Origin of the sequence: Dyella humi, from assembly GCF_044904605.1 — a bacterium.
GTDB lineage: Bacteria > Pseudomonadota > Gammaproteobacteria > Xanthomonadales > Rhodanobacteraceae > Dyella_B > Dyella_B humi.
In genome coordinates, this window is the sequence record NZ_JADIKI010000023.1 from 141,003 (window position 1) to 156,618 (window position 15,616).

Below are 15,616 nucleotides of genomic sequence, written 5' to 3' on the forward strand. Positions count from 1 at the left end.
CTGCATGGCCATGTCCACGGGCATAAAACCGCCAACCATCGCTCTGATCGCCGGCGAAGACTCTGGCGACCAACTCGGCGCCGATCTCATCGCTGCCCTGCGCCGGCATTATCCGCAGGCACGCTTCGTCGGCATCGGCGGCCGCCGCATGCAGGAGCACGGTTTCGAATCCTGGTACGACATCCGCGAACTGTCGCTGTTCGGCTTCGCGGAAGTGATTAGCCACCTGCCGCGACTGCTCAAGCTGCGCAGGGAACTGGTCGCGCGCCTACTGGCGGAAAAACCCGCCATCGTCGTCGGCATCGACGCACCCGATTTCAATCTTGGCGTGGAGCGTCGCTTGAAACAGGCGGGCCTGCGCACGGTGCACTACGTGAGTCCGTCGATCTGGGCGTGGCGCGAAAAGCGCGCGGACAAGATCGGCCAGAGCGTACATCGCGTGCTGTGCCTGTTTCCGATGGAGCCGTCCATCTACGCGCGGCACGGCATCGATGCGCGCTTCGTCGGTCATCCGCTGGCCGACCGCTTTCCGCTCGTTTCCGATCGCGTACCGGCGCGGCGCGCGCTGCAACTGCCGTTGGATGCGCCGGTGCTGGCGCTGCTGCCCGGCAGTCGCCATTCCGAACTGGAACGCATGGGCGCAACCTTCATGGATGCCGCGCGACGTGTCACCGCCGCGATGCCCGGATTGCGCGTGGTGATTCCCGCCGCGAATTCGCGCGCACTCGCCACGCTCAAGGCACAGCTTGCGCGCGGGCCGCGCGACGACTCCGCACCCATCCTGATCGATGGCCATGCCCATGAAGCCATGCTTGCTGCCGATGTCGTGCTGCTGGCCTCAGGCACGGCGACGTTGGAAGCCATGCTGGCCAAGCGCCCGATGGTGGTGGGCTATCGCGTCTCGCCATTGAGCTACCGCATCGCGCGCCTGTTCAACATGCTCAAGACGGACGTGTACGCGCTGCCCAACATCCTTGCCCGCGCCTGCGGCATGGGCAAGGACACGATGCTGGTCCCCGAGCTGATGCAGGATGATTTCACAGCGGACAAGCTGGCCCATGCCACATTGCAACTGTTCCACGACAGTGAGCGACGCGGCGCCATCGTTGCCGCGTTCGAACAAATGCATGAAGCCTTGCGCGGGCATTTGCCCGGACATGCTGGCGATCATGCGGCGGCGTCGATTGTTGAATTGATCGAGCGATGAGATGAAACTTTGCGCATACCGACTCCCTCTCCCCTTCGGGGAGAGGGCCGGGGTGAGGGGCCAACCTTGCCTTAGCCAATACATCGGAGCGTGCTTCGTATGAAAATCGAGGCAAGCCTTGCCCCCCTCACCTCAATCCTCTCCCCGAAGGGGAGAGGAGGCGAACGCGAAGAACACGTTATCCAAAGAACGGCGGGCGTCGACGAAGCCGGCCGCGGTCCACTGGCTGGCCCCGTGGTGATTGCCGCCGTCATCCTCGATGAGCAGCGTCCCATCGACGGCCTGGACGATTCCAAGAAACTTACCGAAGCCAAGCGCGAAGCGCTTTATCCGCTGATCGTGGAACGCGCGCTGGCTTACAGCGTGGTGGTGATCGAGCGCGAGGAAATTGATAACATCAATATCTTCCAGGCCACCATGGTGGGCATGACGCGGGCGGTACTCGGCCTGACACCGGCCGCCACCGAAGCGCTGATCGACGGCAACCACCTGCCCAAGGGCCTGCCCTGCCCCGCCCACGCCATCATCGGTGGCGACGCGCTGGAACCGGCCATCAGCGCGGCGTCCATCCTGGCCAAGGTCAGCCGGGATCGGCTGATGGTGGCGATGGATGCACAGTTTCCGGGCTACGGCTTTGCCGCGCACAAGGGCTATTCCACCCCCAGCCATCTCGCCGCGTTGCAACGACTCGGCCCATGCGCCGAACACCGGCGCAGCTTCGCACCGGTGAAGCTGCTGCTGGATCAAGGTCGACTTTTCTGAACGCGCTGAACGCTCGCGTGACGTTTTTTTCAAACTGCGCGACGTACTTCAGACCCTGCAACCTTACCTATTGCGCGCGCATCTGAGCAGGTATAGGAATGGATTCGGAAAGCCACTGCGCCAGCATGCGAAACAAGGCATAGCGGTCGTTCCGCAGGGACACACCATTACCGTCCGGTGCCCCGACAACCATCAGACATCGGACTTCCGAGGAGGGTGTCATGATGTTTCCTTTCCGCCGCCGCCCAACGCCGAAACCAACCGCCAAGAAGCGCGCGCCCAAAGTCGCCGTGCCGCCGCCCGATAAGCTCCACCTGAAGCGCCTCGACTACGACCTGCAGCCGCTGAATGTGGAAAGCCTTTCGCATTACATCGAGCCGATCGTGGAAGACGAAAGGTTCCGGGTGCATTGATTCAAAAGCGGGGAACGGGGAGCGGGGAACAGGGAACGTGAAGCTCGCGGTGAACTTGATGTTCCCTGTTCCCTGTTCCCTGTTCCCTGTTCCCTGTTCCCTGTTCCCTGTTCCCTGTTCCCTGTTCCCTGTTCCCTGTTCCCTGTTCCCTGTTCCCTGTTCCCTGTTCCCTGTTCCCTGTTCCCTGTTCCCCGTTCCCCTCGCTCTTGTCAATTCTTGCCCCCTCGCACCCACCCCGCTAGGCTGAGCCATTGCTTCGCGTGCGAGCCATGTCCGTCCGTTTCGCTCATCTGCATCTGCACAGCGAATATTCGCTGGTCGACTCGACCATCCGCATCAAAGCGCTGGTGGCTGCTTCCGTGCAGGCCGGTACGCCGGCGATTGCGCTCACCGACGAGTGCAACATGTTCGCGCTGGTGAAGTTCTACAAGGCATGCAGCGCGGCTGGCATCAAACCGATCGGCGGCTGCGACCTGTGGATTAGCGCACCGGACGATCCGCGCCCCTGGCGCATAACGGTGCTGTGCCAGAACCGCGATGGCTACCTCAACCTCTCCCGCCTCATCTCGCGTGCCTGGCGCGAAGGCCAGCATGGCGGTCGCGCCTTGGTCGACGCCGCGTGGCTCACGCCCGGTGCGACGGACGGTCTGATCGCATTGCTTGGTCGCGAAAGCGAAGTCGGGCGCGTCGCCGTCAATCAGGGCACGGATGCCGCCGCACCGCGCCTGCGCATGCTGGTGAATCTGTTTCCCGATCGCCTGTATCTCGAACTCACCCGTTGTGGCCGTGAAGGCGAGGAAGCGTGGAACAACGCCGCGCTGACGCTCGCCACCGGGTACGATCTGCCGGTAATCGCCGGCAACGACGTGCGTTTCCTCAAGCAGGAGGATTTCGAAGCGCACGAAGCGCGCGTGTGCATTCACCAGGGCCGCGTGCTGGCCGATCCCAAGCGTCCGCGCGACTACAGCGATCAGCAGTACCTGAAAACGCCGGAGGAAATGGCCGCGCTGTTCGCGGATATTCCCGAAGCGCTGGAAAACACGGTTGAGCTGGCCAAGCGCTGCAATCTCGAACTTTCGTTCGGCACTTATTACCTGCCCGATTTCCCGGTGCCGGAAGGCCACGACCTGGCCAGCTACATCCGCGAGATCGCGCGCGAAGGTTTGAAGGAACGCCTCACCAACGCGCCGCTCGCGGCCGGTTACACGCTGGCCGACTACGAAGCACGCCTGGAACGCGAGCTGGACGTCATCATCGAGATGGGCTTCCCCGGCTACTTCCTGATCGTGGCGGACTTCATCAACTGGGGTAAGCAGAACGGCATCCCGGTCGGGCCAGGACGCGGCTCGGGTGCGGGCTCGCTGGTGGCATGGGTGCTGAAGATCACCGATCTCGATCCGCTGCAATTCAACCTACTGTTCGAGCGCTTCCTCAATCCCGAGCGCGTGTCGATGCCGGACTTCGACATCGACTTCTGCATGGATCGGCGTGACGAAGTGATCGACTACGTCGCGCGCAAGTACGGCCGCGATCACGTCAGCCAGATCATCACTTACGGCTCGATGGCCGCGAAGGCAGTGCTGCGCGATTCCGGTCGCGTGCTCGGCATGGGCTACAACCAGGTCGACCGCATCGCGAAACTGATTCCACCGCGTCCGCTCGATCTCACACTGTCGGATGCGCTCGGTCGTTCGGAGAAGTCGAAGAAAGAAACCGATCGCGTCGTCAAGGAATTCTGCGATCTCTACGAACAGGATGAAGAAGCAAGGTCGCTGATCGACCTTGCGCTGAAACTGGAGAGTCTCACCCGTAACGCTGGCAAGCATGCCGGTGGTGTGGTGATCGCACCGACACCACTCACCGATTTCGCCCCGCTTTACTGCGAACAGGGCGGCGGCGGCGTGGTAACCCAGTACGACAAGGACGACGTGGAAGCCGTCGGCCTGGTGAAGTTCGACTTCCTTGGCCTGCGCACGCTCACCATCATCGATTGGGCGGTGAAGGCGATCAACGAACGTCGTGCGAAAAGCGGCGAACTACCGCTGGATATCGCTGCACTGCCGCTCGACGATCCCGCACCTTATGAGCTGCTGAAAAAAGCGCAGACGGTCGCCGTATTCCAGCTCGAATCCTCGGGCATGCAGCGCATGCTCAAGGACGCAAAACCCGATCGCTTCGAAGACATCATCGCGCTGGTCGCGTTGTATCGCCCCGGCCCGATGGACCTGATCCCCAGCTTCGTCGCGCGCAAACATGGGCGCGAGGATGTGGAATATCCCGACCCGCGCGTCGAGCCTGTCCTGAAAGAGACCTACGGCATCATGGTCTACCAGGAGCAGGTGATGCAGATGGCGCAGATCGTCGGCGGCTACTCGCTCGGCGGCGCCGACTTGCTGCGCCGCGCGATGGGCAAGAAGAAAGTCGAGGAAATGGCGAAGGAGCGCGCCAAGTTCCGCGAAGGCGCCGCCAAGGACGGACTCAGCGGCGACAAAGCCGACGCCATCTTCGACCTGATGGAAAAATTCGCCGGCTACGGCTTCAACAAATCGCATGCCGCCGCCTATGCGCTGGTGTCGTATCAAACGGCATGGTTGAAGGCGCACTACCCCGCCGAATTCATGGCCGCGACCATCTCCTCGGACATGGACAACACCGATAAGGTGGTGACCTTCCTCGATGAGTCGCGCGCGATCGGGCTGAAGGTGCTGCCCCCAGACGTGAACGCATCGGTGTTCATGTTCGAAGCGGTGGAACCCAGGGTCATCCGCTACGGTTTAGGCGCCATCAAAGGCGTGGGCCAAGGCGCGTGCGAAGCGATTGCCGCCGAACGCCAGCAAGGCGGTCCGTACAAGGAGCTGGCCGACTTCTGTCGCCGTGTCGACCCCACCAAGCTCAATCGGCGCGTGTTGGAAGCGCTGATCCTCTCTGGCTCGCTCGACGCTCTGGCGCCCACGCGTGCCAGCCTGATGCTGCAACTACCGGATGCCATCAAGGCTGCCGAACAGCATCTGCGCGATCGCCAGTCCGGCCAGAACGACATGTTCGGCGCGATGGTCGGCGCTGCCGCCCCCGTGGTGCAGGTGAACCTTCCCACCGCGCCGGAATGGCCGCTTGAGCAGAAGCTACAGGGCGAACGCGACACGCTTGGGCATTACCTCTCCGGCCACCCCACCGATCCCTGGCGCGAAGAACTGGCCCAGCTCGCCACCTGCCCGTTGGGTGAAATCGCCGACCGCTACCAACCGCCCCGTCCGCGTAAGAACGACGGCGACGATAACCGCTTCCGCCGCGGCCCCGATACGCCCTGGACTGTAGCCGGCATGGTGGTGGCCGTGCGCAAGCGCGGTGACAGCGACGCCTTCGTGCGCCTGGAAGACGGCACCGGCATCATCGAGGTGAGCTTCTTTGGCGAGTTGTACCAGCAGGTTGCCCCGCTGCTTACCCGCGACGAACTACTGGTCGTCGAAGGCGGCCTGCGCATCGACGACTTCTCCGGCGGCGGCTTTCAAGTCCGCGCGCGCAGCGCCTACACTCTTGCCGACGCCTGCCGCCGCTTCGCCCGCTTGCTACGCGTGAAGGTCAACGGCATCGGCCCCGACTTCATCGCCCAGTTCCGCCAAGCCCTCGCCGGTCACCGCGGCGGTAACGCCAGCGTGCTGCTCAGCGGCTATCACAACGCCACCGCACAGGCGGATTTCGAGTTCGGGCAGGAGTGGAAGGTGCACGCCATCCCCGAACTACTGCGCACGGTGCGTGGAATGCCGGGGGTGCTGGGTGCTGGGGTGCGGATCGTCAAAACAGGGAACGGGGAATAGCCCCAGCTTTCGCATTAAGGCCAGCCTCCGCCCCATGTGCTACATTTGTAACACGTAGCGCAAATGTAGTACGCGAGGCACGCACATGATCAGATCGAACACCAAAAATAGCCTACTTCCGTCCGTCCGCGTCGGCGCAGAACTGCGGCAGCAGGTCGAGAAAGTGTTGGCCGACGATGAAAGTTTGTCGGGCTTTATCGAAGCGTCAGTCCGCTCCGAAATCCATGAACGTCTAACGCGACAGGCATTTCTGCAACGCGGCCTGCAATCGAAGGCGCAAGCAGAGGAAACGGGCGTGTACTACAGCGCCGACCATGTGATGGACCGCCTCGATGACACCCTCGCCAACAGGAAGGCAAAAAAGGAGAAAGGGTGAGTTGCGAGGTCCGGTTTACCGAAATTGCCCTTGAGGATTTGTTGCGCTTGTACCAGTTCCTCGCCGATGAAGACCAAGAAGCAGCCAAGCACGCACGGAACGCCATCTACAAGGCAATCGATGTCCTGGCCGGTATGCCTTACGTCGGCCGGATGATCGACAGGGACCATCCTTTGATGCGAGAGCTGATCATTGCCTTCGGTTCGTCAGGGTATGTGGCTCTCTACGAGATAGAAACGGAGTCCTTGGTTACCGTCCATGCATTTCGGCATCAGCGGGAACGGGATTACTACATCTGAGCCAATGCCTCCCGCCCGGTCCCGGCTTGCCATACGCCACCGTTCCCGCCCCGTCACGCGCCCCGGGTATACTGCCCCGCTTCTGTGCCACCTAGTGCCCGAATGAATCCCAATTTCCTCGATTTTGAACAACCGATTGCTGAGCTGGAGGCCAAGATCGAGGAGCTGCGGCATGCCAGCTCCGGCCAGGCGTTCAATATCGACGAAGAAGTCGGCCGTCTGCGCGAAAAGCTCAAGGTGAAGACGGCGGACATCTTCCGCACGCTCACACCCTGGCAGGTTACCCAGCTCTCGCGCCATCCCGGCCGCCCCTACACGCTCGATTACATCGGCGTGATATGCGAGGAATTCCACGAGCTGGCAGGCGATCGCGCCTTTGCCGACGACGCCGCCATCGTGGGCGGTGTTGGCCGTATCAACGGACGTTCCGTGGTGATCATCGGCCACCAAAAAGCGCGCGACACCAAGGGTAAGGTGCGCCGCAACTTCGGTATGCCGCGACCGGAGGGCTATCGCAAGGCGCTGCGCCTGATGAAGATGGCCGAACGTTTCAAACTTCCGCTGCTGACATTGATCGATACGCCAGGTGCCTACCCCGGTGTCGGTGCCGAAGAACGCGGCCAGAGTGAAGCCATCGCGCGCAATCTGCTGGAGATGGCTGAGCTGAAAGTGCCGATCATCTGCACGGTGATCGGCGAAGGCGGTTCGGGCGGCGCGCTGGCGATCGGCGTGGGCGATCGCACGATCATGCTGCAGTATTCCACCTACTCGGTGATCTCACCCGAAGGCTGCGCCTCGATCCTGTGGAAGAGCGGCGAAAAAACCAAGGACGCCGCCGAAGCATTGGGCATGACCGCGCCGCGCCTGCTGGAACTGGGCCTTATCGACAAAATGGTGCGCGAGCCTCTGGGCGGCGCCCATCGCAATCCGCACTCGATGGCGGTGCGCCTGAAGGCCGTGCTGCTCAACGAACTGGACAAGCTCGAAGCCGTTCCGGTGCCCGAGCTGCTGGAACGGCGCTACCACCGCCTACGCAGCTACGGCGCGTATCAGGAATAACTGGCAGCCTTTCGGCTTTTGCTTAAGAATCGCCTGATAGTTCACTCACGCGATTCCTCCATGCTGGCTCACTCCCTTTTGCGCCGCGTCCTCGTCGTCGCGGCAATGACATGTGCGGCCCACGCTTCAGCGCAGGCCGTGCCGGTACCTGCCGATACCGCCGAGGCGCGCACCGCCAAAGCTTTCGAGACGGCGCGCCAGCAAGGTCCGCTCGCGCTGCACGCCTTTCTCGCCGCCATGCCCAAGGGCGGTGATCTGCACAACCATCTCAGCGGCGCGGTGTACGCCGAATCGTGGATCGCCCAGGCGGCTGCCGACGGCCTGTGCGTGGACGTCGCCAACTCGAGCCTGGTCGACAAGCGTGATGCCAGCGCGCCGAACTGCGGCAATGGCCGACGCCCCGCCGCCGACGCGCTGAGCGATCAGCATTTCTACGACGCGCTGGTCGATGCCTTTTCCATGCGCAGCTTCGTGCCATCCGCCGGCCGCTCCGGTCACGATCAGTTCTTTGACACCTTCGGCCGCTTCCAAGCTGTCACCCCGCAACAGCACACGGGCGACTGGCTCAACGAGGTGAGCGCACGCGCTGCCACGCAGAACGAGCAATACCTGGAACTGATGGTGACGCCGCCCTTTGCGCATGCCAAGGAACTCGCCCGCACGCTGGGCTGGCAAGACGATTTCGACGCGATGCGCCGGCAGCTGCTTGCGCATGGCCTGAAAGACGAAATGGCCGTCGACGAACAATTGCTTACCCTGGCCCTAACCGAACGCAAACGGCAACAACATTGCGACAGCGTCCACGCTGATGCCGGCTGCAAAATGCAGATTCGCTTTCTGTATCAAGTCCTGCGCGGCGCTGCTCCCGAACGCGTATTCGCGCAAACCCTGCTCGGCTTTGAGCTCGCCTCGGCCGATCCGCGCTGGGTCGGCATCAACTTCGTCATGCCCGAAGATGGTTACCTATCGATGCACGACTACAGTTTGCAGATGCACATGCTCGACTACCTGCATCGCCTGTATCCGAAGGTGCACATCAGCCTGCATGCCGGCGAACTTGCCCCTGGCCTGGTGCCGCCGGATGGCCTGCGCTTCCACATTCGCCAGGCGGTGGAGCTCGGTCATGCCGAACGCATCGGCCACGGCGTGGACGTGATGTACGAAGATCGCCCTGAGGCATTGTTGGACGAAATGGCCGCGCATCACGTGATGGTGGAAATCAACCTCACCAGTAATGACGTGATCCTCGGCGTAAGCGGGACCTATCATCCTCTGCCGATGTATTTGAAGCATGGCGTACCCGTAGCGTTGTCGACCGACGATGAAGGCGTCTCGCGCATCGACCTCACTCACGAATACGTGCGCGCCGCCGAAGACTTCGGCCTGGACTATTCCACGCTGAAACAGATGGCACGCAACAGCCTGAGCTACAGCTTTCTTCCCGGCGAAAGTCTGTGGACGTCCAAGGCATGCCAAAGCAGGACACCTGGCGACAATCACCCCGGCGCCGCCTGCCAACAATTCCTGGCTGGCAGCGAGAAAGCCACGGCGCAGTGGGAACTGGAGCGTCGCCTGCATGCGTTCGAGGAAGCGCACTGAACGTGGCGAATTGGCGATACCATCTCGCTACCGCCACCGGGAGCCACCTGCATGGCCAGTGACAGCCCCAAGCTCGCCGTCTTGATCGATGCCGACAATACCCAGCCAGCCATCGCCGATGGCTTGCTCGCTGAAGTGGCGAAATACGGCACCGCCCACGTGAAACGCGCGTACGGCGACTGGACGGGTAATCAGCTGAAGGGCTGGAAGGAACAACTGCTCACGCAATCGATCCAGCCGATCCAGCAATTCAGCTACACCAGCGGCAAGAACGCCACCGATTCGGCCATGATCATCGATGCGATGGATCTGCTCTATTCCGGTCGTTTCGATGGCTTCTGCATCGTCTCCAGCGACAGTGATTTCACACGCCTGGCGGCGCGCATTCGCGAATCGGGTTTGATCGTCTACGGCTTCGGTGAACGCAAGACGCCCGAACCTTTCGTCGCGGCCTGCGACAAATTCATCTACACCGAAATTCTCGCGGCCAAGCCCGACGAAGAACAGCCGCTGAAACCGCGCCCGCCCGCGCAACTAAAAAAGGACGGCGGCCTGATCAATCTGCTGCGCAACGCCATCGATGCTGCTTCCGACGACGAAGGTTGGGCGGGTCTCGGCGGCGTGGGTTCCATCATCACCAAGCAGCGACCGAATTTCGATTCGCGCAGTTATGGCTATGGCAAGTTGAGCGATCTGATCGCCGCGATCGATCTGTTTGAGCTCGATCGGCGCAGTCCAGGGGAAGGTCGACCCAAGGCGATCTATGTGCGCAACAAGCGGAAACCAGCGCAAAACTGATGTCTTTCGCACACCTTGCGACCTGAGCATGAGCCGGAACGACATCCTGCCAAGCACACTCACAGCAGCGCTCCAAGCGCAGCTCGACGGCAAGCTCTGCGTCGCCTACAGCGGCGGTCCGGATTCCACTGCCCTGCTGCATGCACTGGCACATCTTCCGCAAGCACGCGCACGCGAGTTGCGCGCGCTGCACGTGGATCACGGCCTGCATGCGGAAAGCGCACGCTGGGCAGCGCATTGCCGTGCGTTCTGCGCTGCGCTGGGACTTCCGTGCGACGTGCATGTCGTCAAGGTGGATCGCACCGGTGGTATCGGTCTGGAAGCGGCAGCACGGCATGCGCGTTACGCGATCTTTGCCGACCATCTGCACACGAACGAACGGCTGGTTTTCGGCCATCATCGGGACGATCAGGTGGAGACCGTACTGCTGAAACTGCTACGCGGAGCCGGACCGGAAGGCCTCGGCGGCATGCGTGCAGAGCGCCCGCTCGGCCGCGGCCTGCTATGGCGGCCCCTGCTGGACGTACCGCGGCAGGTGCTGCGCGACTACGTCAAGGCACATAACCTGCCCTGCATCCACGATCCCTCCAACGACGACCGGCTGCTTGCGCGCAATCACTTACGTCACGAAGTCATTCCGCTGCTGGATGCGCATTGGCCGCACGCCGCGATCTCCATCGCGCACAGTGCCAAGCTGTGCCGCACGGCTGCAGACACGCTGCAGAATGATTGGCTCGCCGCACTCGAAACCCTGCGTGACGACACCACCAACAGCCTCGATGCGCGTGGCTGGCTGGCGCTGCCTCGAGCTCTGCGCGATCCGCTGCTGGCGCATTGGCTGCATGCGCAAGGTCTATCCGCCCCTACGACTGCACAGCGTCAACAGATTGAACAGCAGTGCACGGCGCAGGATGGTCAATTGCCATGCATTCAATGGCCCGGCACCGAAGTGCACGTGTGGAAGAACCGCTTGTGGGCGATGGCTCCACGCAACAAGACGTCATCGTCGGCTGAACTGTCGTGGCAAGGTGAAGCGCTAACGTTGCCTGATGGCGGCTCGCTGACTTTGGAGCCTGCTGCGCAGCTCCCCATCGCGCTCGAAGTGCGCTGGCGTCGCGGAGGCGAGCGCATCAAGCCGGCCGGCGACCGGTATACGCGTGATCTCCGCGCGTTATTTCAAAGCGGAGCGATTCCACCGTGGCAGCGAGATGTCTGCCCACTGCTGTACGAAGACGATCAGCTCATTGCTGTTGCGGATCGATGGCTGAGCGCTCGCGCTGAAACCATCTTCAACGAAGTGGGTGTACAGCCGCGTTGGCGGCCTGGACGCTAGTTCCTCCCTGGCCGTCATTCCTGCGAAGACCCACTGTCGCTCGGGGAAATGTTCACGTGATTGCCGCTCTGGAGAGCGAAAGAGGTTGCCATCCTATCGGCAACCTCCTTCGACCTGGCGCCCCAGCATAGTTGCGCTGGAACAGCCTTCTGCGCAGCTCCTTAGTTGCTGAAGCTGCCGGTAGCTGCATTCATGAGCGTGCTGTTCGCGTCATCGTCTTCCAGCGAATACATCATCACGCCACCCAGCCCCTTTTGCATGATGTACGCATACTTGTACTTCAGAGAGAACGGCGTTTCGATGCTCCAGAAGTTCGTTCCGTCATAAACCCAGGAACTATCGCTGGTGGGATCGAAGTAGAGGTTATTGGTAAACGTGCCTGCTGATTCAAGTTCCTTGTAATCAACCACGCCAGGCTGCTGGGAATACTGGAACGCAGCTGTTGGCCCGGTTACGGTTTGGTAGAGTCCGTGCGTCCCATTGTCCGGCACGCCGGTCCATCCGCGCCCGTAGAAAGCAATGCCGAGATTCAGCTTGTTGGCGGGGAATCCGTTACTGATCCAACTATTGACCGAATCATCAATGGTGAATTTCGTGCCATGGGCCGGGCTTGTCGGCGAGTCGAAGAGCGGCGCCTGAAAGTTGGTAGGGCCGTTGGTTTCGAAGGCGCCATGGTAGTCATAGGCCATGAGATCGGCGAAATCCAGATACTGGCTCAAACTGCCCACCTGCACGTTCGCGATATCGCTCGGTCCCGCGGGTACTGCTGCCGTAAGCATATGGCTCCCACCCAGGGCATTGAGCTCCGAACGGAACTCCGCTAACAGGGCGGTGTAATTTGCAGTGTCCTGTGGACTGTAATGGTTCCCGACGTTGCCGTTCGCACTTGCGGGGAACTCCCAGTCAATGTCGAAACCGTCAAAGATGCCCGCAGCCGCACCCTGACCACCGGCCGGACTCGTGGAAAGCACAGGAAGATTGCCATTGATATACATGGCAATACACGAACTGACGAATTTCTTCCTCGATGCATCGGTTGCTGCTACATCAGAGAAGAATTTGGAGTAGGTCCATCCACCGATGGAGAGCAGTATTTTCAGATTAGGATACTTGGCCTTCAGTTCCTTCAGCTGATTGAAGTTTCCTTCCAAGGCCTGTCCCCACTGATCCGTGCTCCCATCAACGCTGTTCGCCGAAGTGAACCCCATCTGATAGTCGGCGTATGCATCCGAAGCACCGTCGTAGTTGGTCGGACTATTGGGATCTGTTCCGGTTGGTTGATTTGCCGCCAAGCAGGTCAGGTTCACCGGATCGATGTTCTCAAAGGCATAGATGAGCGTCGTGAGCCTCGATGCTATGCCCTGGGTATCGAGATTCTTGATATAGAACTTGTTTGCGTACACCGACCAGCTGTCAAAGTAAGCCACGCGATTTTGTGGCGCCTGGATAGGCCATGAAAGCAATTCGTCACTGATGTCCAGACTAGTCGCCGGAGCATTGGATGCCGGTTGAATACATGTCATGCCGACTTCGCATGGAACTGCCTGTCCGCATGGAACCTCATTGCCGGCTGCTGCTGAAGCATTACAGCTTTGGAACAATCCCTGGCACCGATCATTACCGTACCAGGTGAGGCAGAGCAGGTTTGCGCGTCTGCCATTGTCCTGCAGCGCCTTGGTCATGGTCAGATAGTCGTCCGTGGTTATCATGGTGTACGGCGCGCTGGTCAGCTGGAAAGTGAGATCCGCTCGCTGATCGTCGGTGTCCGATGGCAGCCCGTACGGAACACCGTCATAGAAGAAATTGTTGAGCTGCGCGCAGGGAGCACAACTGCCATCGTTGAAATATCCGGTCGACGTTTCAGGAACCGGTTGAAAGTTGGAGACGGTAAATCCTCGCGCGCCCACGTGTTGAAGGGCTCCCGCCAGAATGCCGTTTGGTTGCTTCAGGTCAACCTCCGCGCCAACAAGCATGTCGCTGTACCAGCCAGTGTTCCAGCTGTCAAAGTTGTTCCTCACCCAATATTCGGGATCAGCTGCAGGCGTATCTTGCTCAGACCCATACGCATACGGCGCGATGGCGCTTGTCTGATAGACCGGCATGATGTGCATGTACTGCCAGTCCCAGAAGAACAAGCTGATCTTATGTGTATTGAAGGTGTTTACCACGGTGCCGGGGCTGACGCCTGTTGAAGGAACCTTGAAGATCACGTCATCGACGAAATTCCCACCGTAGGTATCCTTGTTATTGAGGACTACCTGCGCTGCGGCATTGAATGCATTTTGATCTTTGATATCCAATGCAAGAGCCGCACCAATCTGATTTTGATTTACGAAGTCGATGACCTGCTGCAAGGTTGAGGGGGTCTCACTGACTTCGCCGTCAAACCCGCTTACGACATCTCTGAGCAAAATTCCGCCATTGGGCGAGCAATTGCTTGGCATCGACGCAGATTGCACATAGCTGAGCGGCAACGAATTGACCGCGTCATTCCGTCCGGTGTTTGTATTCGGGTTATACCCATTATTGGTGTCACACCCGATATTCGTTTCGCGCCCCCATTTCGAGTCATGACTGACAATGGGAACACCATCGGAGGTCAAGCGGATATCGACCTCGATGATTTCAGCACCATCCGTCGCAGCGCCGAGAATGGCTTTAAGAGAATTCTCCGGCACACCCCAATGCGCACCGGTGGATTGCCCATAAAGAGAGTGTCCACCTCGATGCGCAGCAACGAGTGTCTGGCTCCACCACGGCGATGCGACAGCCTGAACCACAAAGCGTGCACGCCACTGGTTGGGATTCGCCGCAGGAGGGGAAGCAAGCGGCGCTTGTTGTGCCATGGTGGCGTTGGATCCAAGCACGCATAGCAGGAGTAAACACAGCAAACTTCGAAAGCGAGTCAGCATGGGATATCCTCTTTCTGAGTTGAGTTTCGAGGCCTACGTTCCACCGCCGAAGAAAATGGCGATGGGGCGAGCGGTGTTGATCGTGATGAAGTGAAAATGGGTGTTGCGAGGTTTCCAACAACTTCTCCGCATCAGGCCGTCCTCAGCGCAAACTGCGGCGGAAATGCAAACATGTCGTTGAATAAGCAGTATTCGGGAGAGCCCAGCTCAATGACCGGCAGCTTGCTGCTGAGCTGGCGCAGCATCCTGCTGTATGCCGCGAGGTAAGCTGCCTCATCCGCCGCCGAGAAACGGCGCACGTAATAAGCGAAGCTGGTATGGAACCGGTAGTCGTCGTGATTGGCATGCCGAATACCGGTCGCCAGCGAAAGCTCGTCGCGCAACATCCTTAAACGGCGATTTTCCGCCGCGTCGACCGGTTTCAGGATTACCACGGTACGAACGCTGTCCGCTTCTTCCAGATCGATCGTCATGCGGATCGGTGGCGTGATACCGGCGCGCATGTGCTGCAGGTGCTCTCCCACATACTTGTTGCATGCATCCATGCTGGCATCGAGTGGTAGCATCTGCGGCCACTCACCCGGCCGGCGATAAGCGTCCGCTGCGCCGTCGAAAATGGTCGAATGGTATGAACTGCTCGGCAGCCACGTTAAGTTCGCTGCGTTCACGCTGGCGCGCAGCGCTTCATAGGCTTTGCATAGTTCGGCAAACGCGGGATTGGGCGCAGCGATCGGGCAGATGATGGTGTTGCCCGCATAGTGCTGCACTTTTCCTTCGCTGCTGAATTTTTTTCCTGGCCCGACATCCGCAGGCCAGGCGGGAAACTGTTCCGGGCATTCCGCAGCCTTCGCAGGGTTCCATCGCCCGATCATGACGGCACCCGCACATGCCAGCGAACTGCCAACGAGAAAGTTACGCCGAGTTCGATCCACACTATCCTCCAATGTCTTTGTTGTTTTCCGGCACCATCAACCTGCGACGTACGGCATTAGCATTCGCTCATGCGCGTACGCCGGACGATGACGCACGAAGCACGACGCAGG

12 protein-coding genes are annotated in these 15,616 nt (G+C 60.5%); 10 read left to right on the forward strand and 2 right to left on the reverse strand.

Annotation, left to right across the window (positions count from 1 at the left end; translation table 11 throughout):
* The first annotated feature begins 4 nt into the window (after positions 1-4).
* The 10 genes from lpxB to tilS all read left to right on the forward strand — a co-directional run bounded on the left by lpxB (position 5) and on the right by tilS (position 11,661).
* Positions 5-1,207 carry a lipid-A-disaccharide synthase gene (gene lpxB / locus ISP18_RS11775; protein ID WP_380006382.1) on the forward strand — a complete coding sequence of 401 codons (1,203 nt, stop codon included), beginning with the start codon at positions 5-7 and terminating at the stop codon, positions 1,205-1,207.
* Positions 1,208-1,306: 99 nt separating this feature from the next.
* Positions 1,307-1,969 carry a ribonuclease HII gene (rnhB, locus tag ISP18_RS11780; RefSeq protein ID WP_380006379.1) on the forward strand — a complete coding sequence of 221 codons (663 nt, stop codon included), beginning with the start codon at positions 1,307-1,309 and terminating at the stop codon, positions 1,967-1,969.
* Positions 1,970-2,190: 221 nt separating this feature from the next.
* A complete protein-coding gene (locus ISP18_RS11785; RefSeq protein ID WP_380006376.1) occupies positions 2,191-2,382 on the forward strand; it encodes a hypothetical protein in 192 nt (63 codons plus the stop codon).
* 269 nt (positions 2,383-2,651) lie between these two features.
* The gene (gene dnaE / locus ISP18_RS11790; RefSeq protein ID WP_380006373.1) at positions 2,652-6,197 is read left to right on the forward strand and encodes a DNA polymerase III subunit alpha; all 3,546 of its coding nucleotides are present in this window, start codon (positions 2,652-2,654) and stop codon (positions 6,195-6,197) included.
* 85 nt (positions 6,198-6,282) lie between these two features.
* Positions 6,283-6,573 (forward strand): YlcI/YnfO family protein, encoded by a 291-nt coding sequence (locus ISP18_RS11795; RefSeq protein WP_380006370.1) that lies wholly within the window; start codon positions 6,283-6,285, stop codon positions 6,571-6,573.
* Positions 6,570-6,872 carry a type II toxin-antitoxin system RelE/ParE family toxin gene (locus tag ISP18_RS11800; protein WP_380006367.1) on the forward strand — a complete coding sequence of 101 codons (303 nt, stop codon included), beginning with the start codon at positions 6,570-6,572 and terminating at the stop codon, positions 6,870-6,872. Before ISP18_RS11795 ends, ISP18_RS11800 begins: the two co-directional genes overlap by 4 nt.
* Positions 6,873-6,974: 102 nt before the next feature.
* On the forward strand, positions 6,975-7,931 hold the full coding sequence (locus ISP18_RS11805) for an acetyl-CoA carboxylase carboxyltransferase subunit alpha (RefSeq protein WP_380006364.1): 957 nt from the start codon (positions 6,975-6,977) through the stop codon (positions 7,929-7,931).
* 60 nt (positions 7,932-7,991) lie between these two features.
* Complete coding sequence (locus tag ISP18_RS11810) at positions 7,992-9,530, forward strand: adenosine deaminase family protein (protein WP_380006361.1); 1,539 nt, start codon at positions 7,992-7,994, stop codon at positions 9,528-9,530.
* 51 nt (positions 9,531-9,581) lie between these two features.
* Complete coding sequence (locus tag ISP18_RS11815; protein WP_380006358.1) at positions 9,582-10,328, forward strand: NYN domain-containing protein; 747 nt, start codon at positions 9,582-9,584, stop codon at positions 10,326-10,328.
* Between the two features lie 28 nt (positions 10,329-10,356).
* A complete protein-coding gene (tilS, locus tag ISP18_RS11820; protein ID WP_380006355.1) occupies positions 10,357-11,661 on the forward strand; it encodes a tRNA lysidine(34) synthetase TilS in 1,305 nt (434 codons plus the stop codon).
* A gap of 161 nt (positions 11,662-11,822) precedes the next feature.
* On the opposite strand, the gene ISP18_RS11825 is transcribed toward tilS, so the two are convergent.
* Both ISP18_RS11825 and ISP18_RS11830 read right to left on the reverse strand, forming a co-directional pair.
* Positions 11,823-14,573, reverse strand: coding sequence for a glycosyl hydrolase family 18 protein (locus ISP18_RS11825; RefSeq protein WP_380006352.1), 2,751 nt, complete (start codon positions 14,571-14,573; stop codon positions 11,823-11,825).
* A gap of 131 nt (positions 14,574-14,704) precedes the next feature.
* Positions 14,705-15,445: a DUF1868 domain-containing protein gene (locus tag ISP18_RS11830; protein WP_380006349.1), complete on the reverse strand. Its 741-nt coding sequence runs from the start codon at positions 15,443-15,445 to the stop codon at positions 14,705-14,707.
* Between the last annotated feature and the right edge of the window lie 171 nt (positions 15,446-15,616).